The sequence below is a fragment of the Roseisalinus antarcticus genome (assembly GCF_900172355.1).
In the GTDB taxonomy this organism is placed as follows: Bacteria; Pseudomonadota; Alphaproteobacteria; order Rhodobacterales; family Rhodobacteraceae; genus Oceanicola; species Oceanicola antarcticus_A.
The window spans coordinates 90,129-107,170 of record NZ_FWFZ01000001.1 but is presented as its reverse complement, the minus strand read 5'-3'; the positions used below and the strand labels follow the sequence as shown (position 1 = coordinate 107,170).

Below are 17,042 nucleotides of genomic sequence, written 5' to 3'. Positions count from 1 at the left end.
GATGACTGGTCACCTGCAAGAGCCAGATGAAGGCGATGCGAGGGAAGATAATATGAAGGCCGAAGTGTTCATTTCGGATGACTACCAGCCCGCTGAAGACGAACCGTTCATGAATGACAGGCAACTCGAGTTCTTCCGCCGGAAGTTGCTCGAATGGCGCTCGGATCTTCTGGAGGATACCCGCGACACGATCGAGGGCATGAAGGACCAGACACGCAATATTCCGGACGTCGTGGACCGGGCCTCGGAAGAGACCGACCGCGCGCTGGAACTCAGGACCCGCGATCGTCAGCGCAAGCTGGTGTCCAAGATCGACGCCGCCCTGCGGCGCATCGACGAGGGCGAATTCGGCTATTGCGAGATGACCGGCGAGCCGATTTCGATCAAGCGGCTCAAGGCCCGCCCGATCGCAACCATGAGCCTCGAGGCGCAGGAGCGTCACGAGCGCCGCGAGAAGGTTCATCGGGACACCTGATGTGACCGGGCCGTCGCGCGCCTCTGGCACCGTCGCCATCCTTGGCGGCGGGATAGGCGGATTGGCGGCGGCCACGGCCTTTGCCCGGCGCGGGGCAGAGGTGACCGTCTACGAACAGGCCAAGGAACTGCGCGAGGTCGGCGCGGGCATCCAGATCACTCCGAACGGCGCCCGGGTTCTCGACGCTCTCGGGCTGGGAGAGGCCGCGACGGCCCGCGGGATCACCGCCCGGGCGGTGGAGCCGATGGACGGTCTGAGCGGCGAGCGGGTGGCGCGGTTCGATCTTTCGGCCCTGTCCGGCCCGCCCTACCGGTTCTTTCACCGCGCCGATCTCATCGACATCCTGGCGACCGGCGCCCGCGCGGCGGGGGTCACCCTGCGTCTTGGCGAGCGAATCGAGTCCCTGCGACCCGACGGCGCCTTCGAGGACAGCCGCGGCACCGTGCGCCCCGCGCTGACCGTCGGCGCCGACGGGCTGAATTCGGTGGCGCGCCCGGTGCTCAATGGCGCGGATGCGGCGTTCTTCACAGGCCAGGTCGCGTTCCGCTGCGTGGTGCCGGCCGAGGATGCCGATCCGGTCGCGCGGATCTGGATGGCGCCGGGGCGCCACATCGTCACCTATCCGGTGCCGGGCGGGCGGCTCAACATCGTGGCGGTGCTGGAACGGCGCGAGTGGACGGCGGAGGGCTGGCACCTGCGGGCCGATCCCGAGGTCCTGCGCCACGCGTTCCACAAGCTCTCGGGGCGGGTGACCGGCCGGCTGGGCAAGGCCGAGGACGTGATGCAATGGGGCCTGTTCCGGCATCCGGTTGCGAAGGTGTGGACCGGCGGCGGTCTGGCGCTGCTCGGGGATGCGGCGCATCCGACATTGCCGTTCCTGGCCCAGGGCGCCAATCTCGCGCTGGAGGATGCCTGGTGCCTGGCCGCCGATTGGGCCGACGGGACGCTGGAGCTCTACGGTCAGCGTCGGCGGCCCCGCGTGGCCCGGGCGATTTCCGCCGCCAACAGCAACGCGGTCAACTACCATCTGGGCGGGCTGCGCCGCAGCGTGTCGCTAACCGCGCTGCGAGGGATCGGAACCGTGGCGCCCAAGGCGTTCCTGAAGCGGCTCGACTGGCTTTACGGGCATGACGTGACGGTCTGAAAGGGGCGGGCGGGCCCATTCTACAGCCCGAAGGCCGCCAGGATCGTGTCGCGCGCGGCCGGGGACGTGATCTCGTGCGCGTCGAGATGGCCCAGCCGGTCCTCGAGCTTGCCGCGCCGCTGGATCATGTTCTCGCCGTGGCCGACCATGTAGAGCGCGGCCGGAAACGGGATCTCGTCGAGCGGCTGGCCCCATTCCGCGCAGGTCTCGGCGACACGGGTGTGCGAGCGGTGCTCGGCCAGCAGCCGGGCATCGTGCCGGTGGGTGCGGAAATCCACGTAGACCGCCGAGGAGGAGCCGCAGGCCAGGTGAAACGGCTTCTCTGGCGGCTCCAGCGGGGCAAGGCGGCGGGCGCCCGCATGAACGAAATACCCGCGCGAGATCAGGTAGCCGCGCCCGTTGTGGTCGCCGCGCATATGGGCCACGGCCTCGGGGTGCAGGATGTCGTCGGCATCAAACTGCATGTAATAGCCGTCCCGCCGGATCCGTCGCGCGACATGGGCGATCAGCTGGCGGCGCTTGTCGCCCTTGTCGTAGAACTTGTCGCCGACCCTGGCCTTGAGGAAGGTGATCCGCGGATCGTCGGGCAGGTCGTCGGGGCGGTCCTGGCCGCAGATCAGGGCCATCCAGTTGCCGTCGGTCTGGCGCAGGAAGCTGGCGAGCGTGGCGGAGAGGTTCGCGGTGACCTGATCCCAGTCCGAGCTGCGGCGGCGCGACACCAGCGGGATCGCGAAGATCACCAGCGGGTCGTCCGAGGGCGCGGCCGCGCCTCGCAACAGCCGCCAGATCCGGCCCCTCAGCCGCGACTGCGCGCGGGTCTTGCCCTGAAGCAGCTTCAACACATCGGAAACGACCGTCATGCGTCGAGGTCGATCACTACCGGCACATGGTCGGAGGGCTTTTCACGGCCCCGGATCTCGCTGTCGATCGTGATGTCGCGCATCAGGTCGGCGGCCTGCGGCGTCAACAGGACGTGGTCGATGCGGATCCCGTCGTTCCGGTCCCAGGCGCCGGCCTGGTAATCCCAGAACGAGTAATGCCCCGGCCCCTGCACCCGGGCGCGAAAGCCTTCGGTGAAGCCGAGGTTCACGATCCGCCGAAAGGCCGTCCGGCTGTCCATCAGGAACAGCGCGTCCTTTTCCCAGGCCTTGGGGCGGGCGGCGTCCTCGGGCTGCGGGATGACATTGTAATCGCCGGCCATGAGGGCGGGCTCCTCGGCCTCCATCAAGGCCTGTGCCCGGGTCCGCAGGCGTTCCATCCAGGCCAGCTTGTAGTCGTATTTCGGGCCCGGCGCCGGGTTGCCGTTGGGCAGGTAGAGCCCGCAGAGCCGGATCGCCGTCCTGCCCACCACGGTGGCCTCGATCCAGCGGGCCTGTTCGTCGCTGTCATCGCCGGGCAGCCCGCGAGTGACATCCTCCAGCGGCAGTTTCGACAGGATCGCGACGCCGTTGAACCCCTTCTGGCCGTGGGTCTCGACGTTGTAGCCCCGGTCCTCGAACATCTCGCGGGGGAAATTCTCGTCCACCGACTTGATCTCCTGCAGCAGGACGACGTCGGTGGCGGCCTCGTCCAGCCAGTCGCACAGGGCGGGGTGGCGGGCCTTGATTCCATTGATGTTGAAGGTCGCGATTTTCATGGGCCGACCATGCCCGGGAAAAACGAAAAGGGCCAGCCCGCAGGCTGGCCCTTCCGTTCATTCGAGACGCTCTCGCGCCCGCGGATCAATGATTACTCGTCGATTTCGACGGTCACCATCGCGGCGCCATCTTCCGGCATCGTCGGCTCGCCGAGATAGAGCACGGCCGCGACCTGGTAATAGGGGTTCTCGTCAAGCTGCACGTCGACGTTGTCGTTCGCGCCGGCGCTGACTTGCGTGCTGCCCAGCGTGTCGCCGTATTCGCCGTCGCTGTATTCGTAGACCACGATGACACCATCGGCGTCGGACACGACGGAGCCAAGCTCCAGGGTTGTGTCCCGCTCTTGCGGCGTGTTGTCGAGATACGTGAAGTAGCTCTCGGCCGCGGCGGCGGTCCCCAGAAGGGCGGTTGCGGTAGCGGCGGCAGCGATGATTTTCGTGTTAAACATAACGAACTCCTTTCTTCGTTGCTGTCCGGTCAACTCCGACCCCCCCGCGTTTTGTTTCCTCGAAAAGCGATATTTCTTCATAACGTATCCGTGAACAGAGAATTGACCTAACGTCACGCAATTGAATGATTTTTCGGGAAGGAGGTGAGGACTGCGTGCGCGGGCGCATGCGCCCCGTGACCCGCGCGCCCGCGGCCGGCGCTTATACAACACACCATGGAAGGGGCCGTAAAGCCCGTGACCCGCGCGCCCGCGGCCGGCGCACTCGTGCGCCCGTGATTGGGGGCCGGCGCAGACGGATACGCGAAAACGGCCGGCCGCGCGGCCGGCCGCCATGTCAGCGGAACACGGTCAGCGGAAAGTCAGAGAGAGAACGAGGTGCCGCAGCCGCAGGAACTGGTGGCGTTCGGGTTCTCGATCACGAAGCGGGCGCCGATCAGCTCTTCGCTGAAGTCGATCACCGCGTCGGCGAGAAACGGCAGCGAGACGCTGTCGATCACCACGCGCTCGCCCTCGGCCTCGAGGACGAGGTCGTCGTCGCCGGGCGCGTCGAGGTCGATCTGGTACTGGAACCCGGAACATCCGCCCCCCTCGACGGCGATGCGCAGCGCCTTGCCCTGTGCGGCGGCGCCGATCTCGGCCAGGCGCTCGAAGGCGCGGGGAGTGACTTTGGGTGGTACGGTCAGCATGGCTTCGGTCCCTTCGACTCTCGGGCTCAAGATAGGCGCAGTGATGGCAAGTGCCAAGATGCGCTTGCCCTCGTCACGCCTTTAGCGGGCTGCTAGAGGTCTGACAAGGCAGCGATCGCGACGGTCGGGACACCGTCGCGGGGCCAGGAACAGGGGGGCGCGCCGCGCCCCGGCAGACAGACGAGGCAGATCATGGCGGCGCTTTTCGCGTGCGACCCCGACCAAAGCCGCGGGCGGCTTTTTCCCGAGGCCGAGAGCACCTTTCGCTCGCCCTTCCAACGGGATCGCGACAGGATCATCCACGCCTCCAGTTTCCGGCGGCTCAAGCACAAGACCCAGGTGTTCATCGAGCATGAGGGCGATTACTTCCGCACCCGCCTGACCCATTCGATCGAAGTGGCGCAGGTGGCCCGGACCATGGCCAGGACGCTGGGGCTCGACCAGGAACTGACCGAGGCGGTGGCGCTGGCCCATGACCTCGGGCACACGCCCTTCGGCCATACCGGCGAGGACGCGCTGGGGGCGCTGATGGCGCCCTACGGCGGCTTCGACCACAACGCCCAGACCCTGCGCATCGTCACCTCGCTGGAGCGGCACTATGCCGAATGGGACGGGCTGAACCTGACCTGGGAGACGCTTGAGGGCATCGCCAAGCACAACGGCCCGGTGACCGCGCCGATCCCCTGGGCGCTGGCCGAATACGACATGCGCCACGACCTGGAGCTGCCGACCCACGCCGGCGCCGAGGCGCAGGTCGCGGCCCTCTCCGACGACATCGCCTATTCCCACCACGATCTGCACGACGGCCTGCGGGCCGAGCTGTTCTCGACCGACGAGCTGGCGGAACTGCCCGTGCTGAGGGAGTGTTTCGCCGAGGTCGACCGGGCCTATCCGGGCCTCAACTACTACCGCCGCCGGCACGAGGCGCTGCGGCGGTTCTTCGGCATCCTCGTCGAGGACGTGATCGGCGTGACCCGGGCCAACCTTGCCGACCTCGCGCCGCAAGGCCCGGCCGATATCCGGCACGCGGGGCGGATGGTGGTGCAGTTCTCACCCGGGCTCTGGACCGATCTCAAGGTGCTGCGGCAATTCCTGTTCGAGCGGATGTACCGTGCCCCCTCGGTGGTGGTGATGCGCCAGCAGGTGACGCGGGTGATCAACGATCTTTTCCCCGCCTTCATGGCGGACCCCGCGCAGCTGCCCAAGCAATGGCGCAAGGACGTGGACGAGGCCGCGGGCGACGAGATGCGGCTGGCCCGGATCGTCGCCGATTACATCGCCGGGATGACGGACCGTTTTGCCATCCTCACGCACGAGCGGCTTACGGGCGAGAGCGTCGTCGCCAGGCCACAATGACCCCCGCAAGGATCCAGCCGAGCAGCAGGAGCGCCCAGACGGCCGCGTCCCGCTGCGCGGCGGCGAAGCTCGCGGCAGGATCGAGCCGGCGCACCGGCATCCCGTCCAGACCGTTGCGCACGAGCGGCGCGGCGGCCAGCGCACAGAGCACCGCGAGGCCAAGTGCATGGCCCCAGAGGATGCCCTCCTGCAGGCGCGGGCTCCAGCGCCGGTTGAGCGCCGCGAAGACCGCGAAAAGCGCAAAGCCCCAGACCGTCAGGTGCATCAGCCCCGGCAACAGGGTCGTGCCTGCCATGGCGTTCACCGTCGCCGCCGCCGCCGCGCCGCCGCCTGGGGCGGTGCCCGGGTCGGTGCCCGGGTTGGTGCCAAGGGTCGCGGCCACGATCAGGCCCAGCACCATGCCCACCGACCCGGTCCAGAGGTAGGGGGCCGCGGGCACCGCGTCGTCGGCCAGCTGCATCGACAGCGTCGCGATCAGCGCCAGCAACGGCAGGACCAGGATGCCGATGGCCGAGGACATCGGCACCGCCGGCGTCTGCATCCCCAGCGTCACGAGGGCGGCGACCGACAGCACCTGAACCACGCGCCCGCCCCAGCGATGGCCGGGCCGCGCACCGGCCAGCGCCCCCGCGCCGAGCAGCAACGGGGTGAGCGCCGCGATCTGGGCCCATTCGCCGCGCCCCAACGCCGAGAGCCGTTCGGGATCGCCCAGTGCCGCCGCCAGCCGCTCGGCCGGCAGCGCGTCGAGCGGCACCATGGTGAAGGGCTGCAGACCGGGTGGCAGCGCCTGCAGCACGCCGACGATCGCAAGCACGACCGCCGCCGCAAGGCCGAGGGCGGCGCTGGTCCAGCCGGCGGGGCCGTTTGCGGTGGCCGCGACGCCCCCCATCGCCGCCCCGGCCAGCGCCATCAGCATCAGACCCGAGGTGCCGTGCACCGCAAAGAGCAGCGTGGCGACGCTTGGGGCGTTCCAGCCGCCGGCCAGCAGCGCGGCGCTCTGACCCGGGGCGGCCATCTCCAGCCGCAGCGCGAGGGCGGACAGGCCCATCGCGAGCGCGCTCAGCATCATCAGCCCGATCGTCGTGCGCACCAAATCCCGTCTCCTGCCGGCCCGGCGCCCAGATAAAACCTGCCTCCGGCCGGGGAACAAGCGCAAACCGGGCCGGGCGGGGCGTGGTCAGGGTGGATTGCACTCGGACACGCCCGTGATAAACCGCCCCTGATTTCCGAGGAAGCTGCGACATGAACCTCTTTTCCGATATCCGGGCCCTTGTGGTGGGCTGCCTTGACGCGCTGGTGGCGGAGGGGACGCTGCCCGCCGGGCTCGACCATGCCAATGTGACCGTCGAGCCGCCCCGCGACCCGGCCCACGGCGACATGGCGACCAATGCCGCGATGGTGCTGGCCAAGCCCGCGGGCCTGAAGCCGCGCGACATCGCCGACGCGCTGGCCGCCCGCCTGCTGGCCGACGACCGGATCGCGGTGGCCGACGTGGCCGGGCCGGGCTTTCTGAACATGCGGCTGGCCGACACGGTCTGGCATGGGCTCGTGACCACCGTCCTCGGCACGCCCGACTACGGCCGCTCGACCATGGGGGGCGGCGAGCGGATCAACGTGGAGTTCGTCTCGGCCAACCCCACCGGACCGATGCACGTGGCCCATGCCCGGCACGCGGCGGTGGGCGATGCGCTGGCCGCGGTGCTCGATTTCGCGGGCTACGACGTGACGCGGGAATACTACATCAACGACGGCGGGGGGCAGGTCGATGTGCTCGCCCGCTCGGTCTATCTGCGGTATCTGGAGGCGTTCGGCCGCGAGGTCGAATTTGCCGACGGCACCTATCCGGGCGAATACCTCAAGGACGTGGGCGAGGCGGTCAAGGCGGCGCATGGCGACGCCTTCGTCGACCGGCCCGAGGAGGTCTGGCTCCAGACAATCCGCGATTTCGCGACCGAGAAGATGCTGGAGCAGATCAAGGCCGATCTCGCCGCGGTCGGCGTGGTGATGGATGTCTATTTCTCGGAAAAGTCGCTTTACGGCACCGGCCGGATCGAGGCGGCCATCGAGGGGCTGCGCGAGAAGGGCCTGATCTACAAGGGCGTGCTGGAGCCGCCCAAGGGCAAGCTGCCCGAGGATTGGGAGCCGCGCGAGCAGACGCTGTTCAAATCGACCGAGCACGGCGACGATGTCGACCGCCCGATCATGAAATCGGACGGCGCCTGGACTTATTTCGCCCCCGACATCGCCTATCACCACGACAAGCTGGAGCGCGGCTTTACCCAGCTGATCGACGTGCTGGGCGCGGATCACGGCGGCTATGTCAAGCGGATGAAGGCGGCGGTCTCGGCCATGTCCGGGGGCAGGGTGCCGCTGGACGTCAAGCTGATCCAGCTGGTGAAGCTCTACCGGAACGGGCAGCCGTTCAAGATGTCCAAGCGGGCCGGGACCTTCGTGACCCTGGCGGACGCGGTCGAGATGGTCGGCGCGGACGTGCTGCGGTTCCACATGCTGACGCGCAAGAACGACGCGCCGCTGGATTTCGATTTCGACAAGGTGACCGAGCAGTCGAAGGACAATCCGGTCTTCTACGTGCAATACGCCCATGCGCGGGTGCAATCCGTCCTGCGCAAGGCCGAAGAGATGGGGCTGGCAACCGATGCCGGGGCGCTGGCGCGTCAGGATCTGTCCGCGATGACCCACGAGGCAGAGCTGTCCCTGGCCAGGAAGATCGCCGAGTGGCCCCGCCTGATCGAGATCGCGGCCCGCCTGCACGAGCCCCACAGGGTGGCGTTCTATCTCTACGAGTTGGCCTCGGAACTGCACGCGCTGTGGAACAGGGGCAACGAAGAGACCGCCCTGCGTTTCCTGCAGGAGGGTGATTCCGCTGCAACACAAGCCAAAATTGCGCTGCCCAAGGCCGCGGCGATTGTGATTTCGCAAGGATTGGGTATCCTTGGCGTCATCCCCGTGGACGAGATGCGGTAGTCAAAGAGCCGAAAAGGCCGACGCCACCATAAAGCCGCACGCGCCGCCCGGGGACACGAGCAGGAACCCAAGAGACCATCGGCGGATCCAGCCGCCGGGGCACGTGAGGCAGACATGGCAGATTACTCCTATGGTGCGGACGCGCCTGAAACCGGCTTTCGGGCCTCGACCCTGGTCAATCTGACCGGGGCGGTCCTGTCGCTGGCGCTGGTCGCCGGCGTCGGCGTCTGGAGCTACAAGCTCGTCAAGCGCGACGTGAGCGGCATCCCCGTGGTCCGCGCCATCGAGGGGCCGATGCGCGAGCAGCCCGCCGATCCGGGCGGCGAAGTCGCGCTGCACCGTGGCCTGTCCGTCAACGCCGTGGCCGCCGAGGGCCAGGCCGGTGCGCCCGAGGACAGGCTGACGCTCGCCCCGCGGGATATCGAGCTGGCGGCGGAAGACCTGGAACTGGCCCCTGCGGTCCCCGACCCGGTCATCGAGGCCTCGGCCGACGCCGACGACAGCGCCGAGGCGCTCGCCGGCATCTCGGCCATGGTCGCCGAGGCCGCGGACGAGATTGCCGGCGCCGACCCGCTCGCCGATGCCCTGCTTGACAACGATGTGCCGCTGACCGCCGACCAGATCCAGGCGCTCGCCGATCAGATCGCGCAGGGGGTGGCGCCGCTGACGGCGCTCGACATGGAGGCGGGCGAGGTGCAGCTCGCGCTCGACGGGGCGCCGGTGGTCTCGGTCATTCCGGCGTCCGTGCCCGGCGTCAGCCGGTCGCTGCGGCCCCAGCCCCGCCCGATGCGCATCAGCGGGATAGAGCCCACCGCGGCGCGGACGCCCTCCGCGTCGGATCTGGCGCTGGTCGATCCGGCGACGATACCGCCGGGCACACGGCTGGTGCAGCTTGGCGCGTTCGAGAGCGAGGCCGTCGCCGCCGCCCAGTGGCGCCAGATCTCGGGCCGGTTCGCCGATTACATGGGCGGCAAGGCGCCGGTGATCCAGCAGACCGAAAGCGCGGGCCGCACGCTCTGGCGCCTGCGTGCCACCGGGTTCGAGGACCTGTCCGAGGCGCGGCGCTTCTGCGCGGCGCTGGTCGCGGAGGACGCGCTGTGCATGTCCGTGGTCTCGCGCTGACATGAGCCGCCGGGCGGTCATTCTCGGCTGCCTGGGCGCCCGCCTTTCGCAGGCGGAGCGGCAGTTCTTTGCCCAGGCCGACCCGTTCGGCTTCATCCTCTTCGCCCGCAATGTCGAAAGCCCCGGGCAGCTGGGCGCCCTCACGTCGGATCTGCGCGACGCGGTAGGCTGGCGGGCGCCGATCCTGATCGACCAGGAAGGCGGAAGGGTCCAGCGGATGGGCCCGCCGCATTGGCGCAGCTACCTGCCGGCGCTCGACCAGATGACCCGGGCCCGCGACCCGATGCGCGCCGTCTACATCCGCAACCGCCTGATCGCCGCCGAATTGCACGCCGTGGGCATCGACGTGAACTGCGCCCCGCTGGCCGACCTGGCAGAGCCGCAGACCCACCCGGTGCTGCGCAACCGGCTTTACGGCGACGATGTCGCGACCGTGGTCGCGGCCGCGCGGACCTGCGCCGAGGCGCTGCTCGACGGTGGCGTGCTGCCGGTGCTCAAGCACATTCCCGGCTATGGCCGCGCCAGCGTCGACAGCCACCTGGACCTGCCGCGCGTTGCGGTTCCGGCAGACGAGCTTGCCGGCCGCGACTTCGCCCCGTTCAAGGCGCTCAACACCATGGCGATGGGCATGACGGCCCATATCGTCTTTTCCGACCTCGACGCGGGCGCACCGGCGACCACCTCGGACCGGGTGATCCGGCTGATCCGCGAAGAGATCGGCTTCAGCGGCCTTCTGCTGTCCGACGATATCGGGATGCAGGCCCTGTCGGGGCCGATCCCCGACCGCGCCGCCGCCTGCCTCGAGGCGGGCTGCGATATCGCGCTCCATTGCAACGGCTCGCTCGACGAGATGCGGGCGACGGCGGCGGCCTGCCGGGTGATGGACGGGGCGGCGAACGCCCGCGCGGATGCGGCGCTTTCCCAGCGCAAGGCGCCCCAGCCCGTTGACATGGCGGCGCTCGACGCGGAACTTGCAAGCCTTCTGACCTGAGAAGGCCCGCCCGCCCGATGTCCGACGACGAATTCGAGACCGCGCCCACGGATGTCGCCGCCCGGCTTGCCGCCGAGGCGCTGATCGTCGACGTGGACGGGTTCGAGGGCCCGCTCGATCTGCTGCTGACGCTCAGCCGCACCCAGAAGGTGGACCTGCGCGAGATCTCGGTCCTGGCGCTGGCCCGGCAATACCTGGCCTTTGTCGAACAGGCGCGGGCGCTGCGGATCGAGCTGGCCGCGGATTACCTGGTGATGGCGGCCTGGCTCGCGTTCCTGAAATCCCGCCTGCTGCTGCCGCCCGACCCCGAGGAAGAGGGGCCCTCGGGCGAGGAGATGGCCGCGCACCTGGCGTTCCAGCTCGAACGGCTGGAGGCCATGCGCGGGGCGGCGGCCAAGCTGATGGCGCGCGACCAGCTGGGCCGCGACCGCTTTGCGCGCGGCATCACCGAGGATGTCTCTCGCGTGCGCCGGGTGGCCTATACCGCGACGCTGATCGACCTGATGCAGGCCTATGCCCGGATCCGCACCAAGGACGAGTTCCGGCCCTATGCCTTCGACCGCTCCAACCTGCTGACGCTGGAACAGGCGCTGGAGCGGATGCGGCCGCTGATCGGCTTCGCCGGCGACTGGACGGACCTGACGAGCTACATGCCCGACGGCTGGGGCGGCGATCCCGTGCGGCGGCGGACCGCGACCGCCGCGACCTTCGCCGCGAGCCTGGAGCTGGCCAAGGAGGGCAGCATCGAAATCCGACAGGGCGAGAGCTTCGCCCCGATCCAGATCCGCCGGAAGTCTCCATGACAGAGCCCGATCCCGACCGCGATCTCGAGATGGAGAAAAGCCTCTTCGAGGCGCCGCCCATGGCCGAGCAGGAGCGCATGGTTGAGGCCATCCTCTTTGCCACCGCCGACCCGGTGACCCTGCGCGAGCTGATCGGCCGGATGCCCCATGGCTCGGACCCGGCTCGGGCGCTGGAGCATCTGCGCCGGCGCTATGAGGGCCGCGGTGTCGCCATCACCCGGATCGGCGAGGCCTGGGCGATCCGCACCGCGCCGGACCTGGGGTTCCTGATGCAGCAGGAGGTGGTCGAGACCCGCAAGCTCAGCCGCGCGGCGATCGAGACGCTGGCGATCATCGCCTACCACCAGCCCGTCACCCGCGCCGAGATCGAGGAGATCCGTGGCGTCGGCGTGTCGCGCGGGACCATCGACCAGCTGATCGAGATGTCCTGGATCCGTTTCGGCCGCAGGCGCATGACCCCGGGACGCCCGGTGACCTTCGTGGTGACCGAGGCGTTCCTCGATCATTTCGCGCTGGAGAATGCCCGCGATCTGCCCGGCCTGTCGGAGCTGCGCGCCGCCGGCCTGCTGGACAACCGGCCGCCGCCGGGCAGCGAGGGGCCCGAAGAGGGCGAGGGCGCGGGCGAGGGCGACGCCCAGTCGGGCCTCTTCGACGACACGTGATCGCGCCTGCCTTCTTGTGGCCGCGTTTTTCCGCTATGCTTCCGCGAAATCTCGAGGATGAGAGGAAGATCATGGAACGAATGATCCGAATGATTGTGCGGATGTTCATGAAACAGGGGATGAACCACATCGCCCGCGGCGGCCGTGGCCGTGGCGGCGGGGGCGGCAACCGCAACCGCAATGGCGGCGGCGGCGGTGGCGGCGGACAAGGCCAACGCCAGGACCAGGGCCAGGGTGAAGGCGACGGGCGTCAGGCTGCCAAGCGCGCGCGCCAGGCCATGCGGGCCACCCGGCGCATCGGCAAGTTCTAGGCCGCTCCCCTCCGGGCCCCGCGTGCCCGGATCGCGCCCCGTTGCGGTCTTGCAATACGCGCTGAGGTTTGTACTGTGCGGCCGTGTCACCCCGAATAGTCCTGCCGGTCTTTGGGGCCGTCCCACACCGTCCGGCCGTGTCACTCCGGGCCGAGGCCGGCCTGCACCTTCTTCGTGAGGCTCGACCGCACGATCCGGTAGGAGGTCGTGATCCGGTCGCGCAGCTCGTCCTCGGGGATGGCGTCGGGGTCGATCCGGACCCAGGACCGATGGAAATACGGCGCCCGGATCGCCCGGCCGATCTCTATCAGCAGGGCGGCATCCTCGACCGAGGGTGTCTTGACCGACACGCCGGGGTCGCGGGTGCCCATGCAGGCGAACATCTTGCCGCCCACCTTCCACGACCGCAATTCGCCGTCCGCCGGATCGGCATATGTGGCGCCGGGCAGGGCCGCGCAGAGGGTCTTGACCCGGGCATCGCTCATAGGATCAGTCTTGCCCAGACACGAAGGCGAGGCAAGCATGACAGCCCATGTGGCATTGTTGCGGGGGGTCAATGTGGGCGGCGGCAACAAGGTGGCGATGCCCGAACTGCGCAGGCTGGCCGAGGGGCTCGGCTGGACCGGGGTGCAAAGCTACATCGCCTCGGGAAACCTGGTGTTCCAGGCCGCGGACGGCGACCTGGCGCAGGATCTACGTGGGGCGATGAGGCGAGAGATCGGCGTGGACGTGCCGGTGCTGGTGCTGGGCCGCGCCCGTTTCGAGCGGATCGCGGCAGCCTGCCCGTTTTCGCCGGAGGACGGCCGGCTGGCCCATGTCTACTTCGCTTTCGGCGCGCCGAGGATCGATGGCGCGGCGCTGGACCGCTACATCGCGCCAGGCGAGGCGCTGGAGGCGGGGCCGGCGGCGGTCTATCTGTCCGCGCCCGAGGGGATCGGGCGGTCGAAGCTGTTCGCGAACCTCGGCCGGGTGGTGCCGGGCACCGATCTGACCGGCCGCAACCTGCGGACCGTGCGCCACCTGGCCGGGATGCTGCGCGGGGTCACATGACGCTGGACGCCGCCGCCCCCGCCTGCTAGCACCGCTGCCATGAAGAGCATCTGCATTCTCTGCTGCATCATTATTTGCTGCTGACAATCGTCGCGCGGGCCAGCTCTTCTCGTTTCCTCTCCAGATCGAAATTGCTAAAGCCCGCGGGCGACAACCGCGCGAGGCCCCAATGGTCACCATCCGACTGAAGAATACCCTCACTCGCAAGGTCGAGCCGTTCGCGCCGCTCGATCCCGACAACGTGCGGATGTATGTCTGTGGCCCCACGGTCTATGACAGGGCGCATCTGGGGAATGCGCGGCCCGTGATCGTGTTCGACACGTTGTTCCGGCTGCTGCGCCATGTCTATGGCGCGGATCATGTCACCTACGTGCGCAACTTCACCGACGTCGATGACAAGATCAACGCCCGCGCCGCCGAGACCGGGCGCGACATCCGCGACATCACCACCGAGACGATCGGATGGTATCACGAGGACACCGACGCGCTGGGGGCGCTGCGGCCCACGCAGGAGCCAAGGGCGACCGAGTGGATCGGGGCGATGAAGGACATGATCGCCGGGCTCGTCGCCTCGGGCCATGCCTACGAGGCCGAGGGGCACGTGCTGTTCGCCGTCGAAAGCCATGCCGAATACGGGCGGCTTTCAGGCCGCTCGGTCGAGGACATGATCGCCGGCGCCCGGGTCGAGGTCGCGCCCTACAAACGCAACCCGATGGATTTCGTGCTGTGGAAGCCGTCGGATGACGCCGCGCCCGGCTGGGACAGCCCCTGGGGGCGGGGGCGGCCGGGCTGGCATATCGAGTGCTCGGCCATGGCCCACGAGCTGCTGGGCGAGACCTTTGACATCCACGGTGGCGGCAACGACCTGATGTTCCCGCATCACGAGAACGAGCTGGCGCAATCGGCCTGCGCCCATCCGGGCGGCGGTTTCGCGCGCTATTGGCTGCACAACGAGATGCTGCAGGTCGAGGGCAGGAAAATGTCCAAGTCGCTGGGTAATTTCTTCACCGTGCGGGATCTTCTGGAACAGGGCGTGCCGGGCGAGGTCATCCGGTATGTCATGCTGGGCACGCATTATTCCAAGCCGATGGACTGGACGGCGGAAAAGCAGTCGGCCGCCCTGTCCAGGCTTTCGGGCTATATCGAGACGGTGGCGCACCATGCGAAGCTGGATGCCATCGAGCCGGATGCGCCCAGCCCGCCCCTTGTCGAGGCGCTGGCAGACGATCTGAACACCCACGGGGCGCTGCAGGCGCTCGACCGGCTCGACCATGCCGAGGTCGCGACCCGGCTTGCGGGCGATCTGGTCTTTCTGGGCATCTTCAGCCTTGAGGGCCTGCTGGCGCGGGTCGCCGAGTTCACCGCCATGGCGGAGCTTCTGGAGCCCTTGGCGGAGAAGCTGGGCAGGCTGCGCGAAGAGGCCAAGGCGTGCAAGGATTTCACCCAAGCCGATGCCTTTCGGAGCCGGCTGGAACAGGCGGGCCTGTCCGTCATGCTCGCCGCGTCCGGGGTCCGGCTGCGGCATCACATGGATTTTGACCGGGCCAAGCTGGAGGCGCTGCGATGAGTGTTTCGGATGTCGAGGGGGGCGCTGCCCCCCGTCCTGCGGACTCCCCCCGGGATATTTCGGACCAGAAGAAGGACGGGGCGCAGAAGGAGCGGCTCTATCTCTTCGACACGACCTTGCGGGACGGGCAGCAGACCCAGGGGGTGGATTTCTCGACCGCAGAGAAGTGCCGGATCGCGGCGATGCTGGACGGGCTCGGGATCGATTACATCGAGGGCGGCTGGCCGGGGGCGAACCCCACGGACAGCGAGTTCTTCGATGCGCCGCCCGCGACCCGGGCGGTGCTGACCGCCTTCGGCATGACCAAGCGGACCGGGCGCTCGGCGGAGAATGACGACGTGCTGGCCGCGGTTCTGAACGCGGGCACGCCGTCAGTCTGCCTGGTGGGCAAGACCCATGATTTTCACGTGGAGACGGCGCTGGGGATCACGCTCGAGGAGAACCTCGACAACATCCGGGCCTCGTTCGCCCATGTGAAGGGCACCGGGCGGGAGGCGCATTTCGACGCCGAGCATTTCTTCGACGGGTTCAAGTCGAACCGGGGCTATGCGCTGGCAGCGGTTCATGCGGCGCTGGAGGCTGGGGCGGACTGGATCGTGCTGTGCGACACCAATGGCGGGACCTTGCCCAGCGAGATCGGCCGGATCGTCGGCGAGGTGATCGCCAGCGGTGTGCCGGGCGAACGGCTGGGCATCCATTGCCACAACGACACCGAGACCGCCGTGGCCGGTACTCTGGCTGCCGTGGAGGCCGGGGCGCGGCAGATCCAGGGGACGTTGAACGGGCTGGGCGAGCGCTGTGGCAATGCCAACCTGACCTCGCTGATCCCGACCCTGATGCTGAAGGAGCCCTATGCCAGCCGGTTCGAGACCGGGGTCACGGTCGAGGCGCTGGAGGGGCTGCGCAAGGTCAGCCGGACCCTGGACGATATCCTCAACCGGGTGCCGATGAAGCAGGCGGCCTATGTGGGCGCGTCGGCCTTCGCACACAAGGCGGGGCTGCATGCGAGCGCGATCCTGAAGGATCCGACCACCTATGAGCATATCCTGCCCGGGTCGGTGGGCAACGAGCGCGTCGTGCCGATGTCGAACCAGGCGGGCCAGTCGAATCTGCGGCGCAGGCTCGCCGAGGCGGGGCTGGAGGTCGAGCGGACCGATCCGGCGCTGCCCGGCCTGCTGGAGACGGTGAAACGTCGCGAGACCCAGGGCTATGCCTATGACAGCGCCCAGGCGTCGTTCGAGCTGATCGCGCGGGAAGAGCTGGGGCAGATGCCGCATTTCTTCGACGTGGAGCGCTATCGCGTGATCTCGGAGCGGCGGCGGAACGCGCAGGGAAACCTGGTGATCGTGTCGGAGGCGGTGGTGACCGTGACCCTGCCGGGCGGCGAGCAGACCACGAGTTTCTACCAGAACGAGAACCCGACCGAGCAATCGGATGCCGGTCCGGTGAACGCGTTGTCCGTGGCGCTGTCGAAGGACCTGGGGCCGTACCAGAGCTATATCGCGGATTGGAAGCTGGTGGATTTCAAGGTGCGGATCACCAACGGCGGCACCGAGGCGGTGACGCGGGTCATCATCGACCACCAGGACGGGCAGGGACGTCGGTGGTCTACCGTCGGCGTGTCGGCCAATATCGTGGATGCGTCCTTTGACGCCCTGGTGGATGCGATCCGCTGGAAGCTGCTGCGGGACGGTGCGCCGGTGTGAGGCGGCGGTGTGAGGCGGCGGCGCTGGGGGCGCTGCCCCCGGCGCCCGCCGGGCGCCTCCCCCGGGATACGGGAGGCAATGAAGCCGCGGGGCCGG

18 protein-coding genes are annotated in these 17,042 nt (G+C 68.7%); 12 read left to right on the top strand and 6 right to left on the bottom strand.

The features are described from left to right. Positions 1-52: 52 nt before the first annotated feature. Both dksA and ROA7023_RS00500 read left to right on the top strand, forming a co-directional pair. Entirely contained in the window at positions 53-475 is a 423-nt protein-coding gene (dksA, locus tag ROA7023_RS00505; RefSeq protein WP_085877046.1) for an RNA polymerase-binding protein DksA, read from the top strand. Between the two features lies 1 nt (position 476). Further along, positions 477-1,619, top strand: a complete 1,143-nt coding sequence (locus tag ROA7023_RS00500) for an FAD-dependent monooxygenase (protein ID WP_085877045.1) — start codon at positions 477-479, stop codon at positions 1,617-1,619. A gap of 20 nt (positions 1,620-1,639) precedes the next feature. Here ROA7023_RS00500 and ROA7023_RS00495 read toward each other — a convergent pair whose 3' ends face one another. From ROA7023_RS00495 to ROA7023_RS00480, 4 genes are all read right to left on the bottom strand, one after another. Beyond that, positions 1,640-2,479: a hypothetical protein gene (locus tag ROA7023_RS00495; RefSeq protein ID WP_085877044.1), complete on the bottom strand. Its 840-nt coding sequence runs from the start codon at positions 2,477-2,479 to the stop codon at positions 1,640-1,642. After that, positions 2,476-3,255 carry an exodeoxyribonuclease III gene (xth, locus tag ROA7023_RS00490; protein WP_085877043.1) on the bottom strand — a complete coding sequence of 260 codons (780 nt, stop codon included), beginning with the start codon at positions 3,253-3,255 and terminating at the stop codon, positions 2,476-2,478. Before xth ends, ROA7023_RS00495 begins: the two co-directional genes overlap by 4 nt. A gap of 92 nt (positions 3,256-3,347) precedes the next feature. After that, positions 3,348-3,704: a DUF7282 domain-containing protein gene (locus tag ROA7023_RS00485; protein WP_085877042.1), complete on the bottom strand. Its 357-nt coding sequence runs from the start codon at positions 3,702-3,704 to the stop codon at positions 3,348-3,350. Between the two features lie 362 nt (positions 3,705-4,066). Beyond that, positions 4,067-4,393 carry a HesB/IscA family protein gene (locus ROA7023_RS00480; RefSeq protein ID WP_085877041.1) on the bottom strand — a complete coding sequence of 109 codons (327 nt, stop codon included), beginning with the start codon at positions 4,391-4,393 and terminating at the stop codon, positions 4,067-4,069. A 192-nt stretch (positions 4,394-4,585) separates the two neighbouring features. Here ROA7023_RS00480 and ROA7023_RS00475 point away from each other — a divergent pair, with 192 nt between their 5' ends. Continuing rightward, on the top strand, positions 4,586-5,749 hold the full coding sequence (locus tag ROA7023_RS00475; protein WP_085877040.1) for a deoxyguanosinetriphosphate triphosphohydrolase: 1,164 nt from the start codon (positions 4,586-4,588) through the stop codon (positions 5,747-5,749). On the opposite strand, the gene ROA7023_RS00470 is transcribed toward ROA7023_RS00475, so the two are convergent. Next, positions 5,715-6,839 (bottom strand): hypothetical protein, encoded by a 1,125-nt coding sequence (locus ROA7023_RS00470; protein ID WP_143535401.1) that lies wholly within the window; start codon positions 6,837-6,839, stop codon positions 5,715-5,717. The genes ROA7023_RS00475 and ROA7023_RS00470 overlap by 35 nt on opposite strands. Positions 6,840-6,991: 152 nt before the next feature. Here ROA7023_RS00470 and argS point away from each other — a divergent pair, with 152 nt between their 5' ends. The 6 genes from argS to ROA7023_RS00440 all read left to right on the top strand — a co-directional run bounded on the left by argS (position 6,992) and on the right by ROA7023_RS00440 (position 12,623). Continuing rightward, the gene (argS, locus tag ROA7023_RS00465; protein WP_085877038.1) at positions 6,992-8,734 is read left to right on the top strand and encodes an arginine--tRNA ligase; all 1,743 of its coding nucleotides are present in this window, start codon (positions 6,992-6,994) and stop codon (positions 8,732-8,734) included. 114 nt (positions 8,735-8,848) lie between these two features. After that, the gene (locus tag ROA7023_RS00460; RefSeq protein WP_085877037.1) at positions 8,849-9,856 is read left to right on the top strand and encodes an SPOR domain-containing protein; all 1,008 of its coding nucleotides are present in this window, start codon (positions 8,849-8,851) and stop codon (positions 9,854-9,856) included. A 1-nt stretch (position 9,857) separates the two neighbouring features. Continuing rightward, entirely contained in the window at positions 9,858-10,847 is a 990-nt protein-coding gene (locus ROA7023_RS00455; RefSeq protein WP_085877036.1) for a glycoside hydrolase family 3 N-terminal domain-containing protein, read from the top strand. A gap of 17 nt (positions 10,848-10,864) precedes the next feature. Then, a complete protein-coding gene (locus tag ROA7023_RS00450) occupies positions 10,865-11,650 on the top strand; it encodes a segregation and condensation protein A (RefSeq protein ID WP_085877035.1) in 786 nt (261 codons plus the stop codon). Continuing rightward, positions 11,647-12,312 (top strand): SMC-Scp complex subunit ScpB, encoded by a 666-nt coding sequence (gene scpB, locus ROA7023_RS00445; protein WP_085877034.1) that lies wholly within the window; start codon positions 11,647-11,649, stop codon positions 12,310-12,312. The genes ROA7023_RS00450 and scpB overlap by 4 nt, the downstream gene beginning before the upstream one ends. A 71-nt stretch (positions 12,313-12,383) precedes the next feature. Continuing rightward, a complete protein-coding gene (locus ROA7023_RS00440; protein WP_143535400.1) occupies positions 12,384-12,623 on the top strand; it encodes a hypothetical protein in 240 nt (79 codons plus the stop codon). Between the two features lie 140 nt (positions 12,624-12,763). Here ROA7023_RS00440 and ROA7023_RS00435 read toward each other — a convergent pair whose 3' ends face one another. Then, complete coding sequence (locus ROA7023_RS00435) at positions 12,764-13,108, bottom strand: MmcQ/YjbR family DNA-binding protein (protein WP_085877032.1); 345 nt, start codon at positions 13,106-13,108, stop codon at positions 12,764-12,766. 37 nt (positions 13,109-13,145) lie between these two features. Here ROA7023_RS00435 and ROA7023_RS00430 point away from each other — a divergent pair, with 37 nt between their 5' ends. The 3 genes from ROA7023_RS00430 (at position 13,146) to cimA (ending at position 16,946) form a co-directional block, all read left to right on the top strand. Further along, positions 13,146-13,673, top strand: a complete 528-nt coding sequence (locus tag ROA7023_RS00430; protein ID WP_085877031.1) for a DUF1697 domain-containing protein — start codon at positions 13,146-13,148, stop codon at positions 13,671-13,673. 169 nt (positions 13,674-13,842) lie between these two features. After that, positions 13,843-15,240: a cysteine--tRNA ligase gene (cysS, locus tag ROA7023_RS00425; protein WP_085877030.1), complete on the top strand. Its 1,398-nt coding sequence runs from the start codon at positions 13,843-13,845 to the stop codon at positions 15,238-15,240. After that, positions 15,237-16,946 carry a citramalate synthase gene (cimA, locus tag ROA7023_RS00420; protein WP_085877029.1) on the top strand — a complete coding sequence of 570 codons (1,710 nt, stop codon included), beginning with the start codon at positions 15,237-15,239 and terminating at the stop codon, positions 16,944-16,946. The genes cysS and cimA overlap by 4 nt, the downstream gene beginning before the upstream one ends. Positions 16,947-17,042 lie beyond the last annotated feature (96 nt).

What these genes read in the sequence shown, in the direction of transcription:
- ROA7023_RS00495 (WP_085877044.1), bottom strand. Translation starts at nt 2,479, where the DNA reads ATGACGGTCGTTTCCGATGTGTTGAAGCTGCTTCAGGGCAAGACCCGC.
- ROA7023_RS00435 (WP_085877032.1), bottom strand. Translation starts at nt 13,108, where the DNA reads ATGAGCGATGCCCGGGTCAAGACCCTCTGCGCGGCCCTGCCCGGCGCC.
- ROA7023_RS00475 (WP_085877040.1), top strand. Translation starts at nt 4,586, where the DNA reads ATGGCGGCGCTTTTCGCGTGCGACCCCGACCAAAGCCGCGGGCGGCTT.
- ROA7023_RS00485 (WP_085877042.1), bottom strand. Translation starts at nt 3,704, where the DNA reads ATGTTTAACACGAAAATCATCGCTGCCGCCGCTACCGCAACCGCCCTT.
- ROA7023_RS00480 (WP_085877041.1), bottom strand. Translation starts at nt 4,393, where the DNA reads ATGCTGACCGTACCACCCAAAGTCACTCCCCGCGCCTTCGAGCGCCTG.
- cysS (WP_085877030.1), top strand. Translation starts at nt 13,843, where the DNA reads ATGGTCACCATCCGACTGAAGAATACCCTCACTCGCAAGGTCGAGCCG.
- dksA (WP_085877046.1), top strand. Translation starts at nt 53, where the DNA reads ATGAAGGCCGAAGTGTTCATTTCGGATGACTACCAGCCCGCTGAAGAC.
- ROA7023_RS00450 (WP_085877035.1), top strand. Translation starts at nt 10,865, where the DNA reads ATGTCCGACGACGAATTCGAGACCGCGCCCACGGATGTCGCCGCCCGG.
- xth (WP_085877043.1), bottom strand. Translation starts at nt 3,255, where the DNA reads ATGAAAATCGCGACCTTCAACATCAATGGAATCAAGGCCCGCCACCCC.
- cimA (WP_085877029.1), top strand. Translation starts at nt 15,237, where the DNA reads ATGAGTGTTTCGGATGTCGAGGGGGGCGCTGCCCCCCGTCCTGCGGAC.
- ROA7023_RS00430 (WP_085877031.1), top strand. Translation starts at nt 13,146, where the DNA reads ATGACAGCCCATGTGGCATTGTTGCGGGGGGTCAATGTGGGCGGCGGC.
- scpB (WP_085877034.1), top strand. Translation starts at nt 11,647, where the DNA reads ATGACAGAGCCCGATCCCGACCGCGATCTCGAGATGGAGAAAAGCCTC.
- argS (WP_085877038.1), top strand. Translation starts at nt 6,992, where the DNA reads ATGAACCTCTTTTCCGATATCCGGGCCCTTGTGGTGGGCTGCCTTGAC.
- ROA7023_RS00440 (WP_143535400.1), top strand. Translation starts at nt 12,384, where the DNA reads ATGGAACGAATGATCCGAATGATTGTGCGGATGTTCATGAAACAGGGG.
- ROA7023_RS00455 (WP_085877036.1), top strand. Translation starts at nt 9,858, where the DNA reads ATGAGCCGCCGGGCGGTCATTCTCGGCTGCCTGGGCGCCCGCCTTTCG.
- ROA7023_RS00460 (WP_085877037.1), top strand. Translation starts at nt 8,849, where the DNA reads ATGGCAGATTACTCCTATGGTGCGGACGCGCCTGAAACCGGCTTTCGG.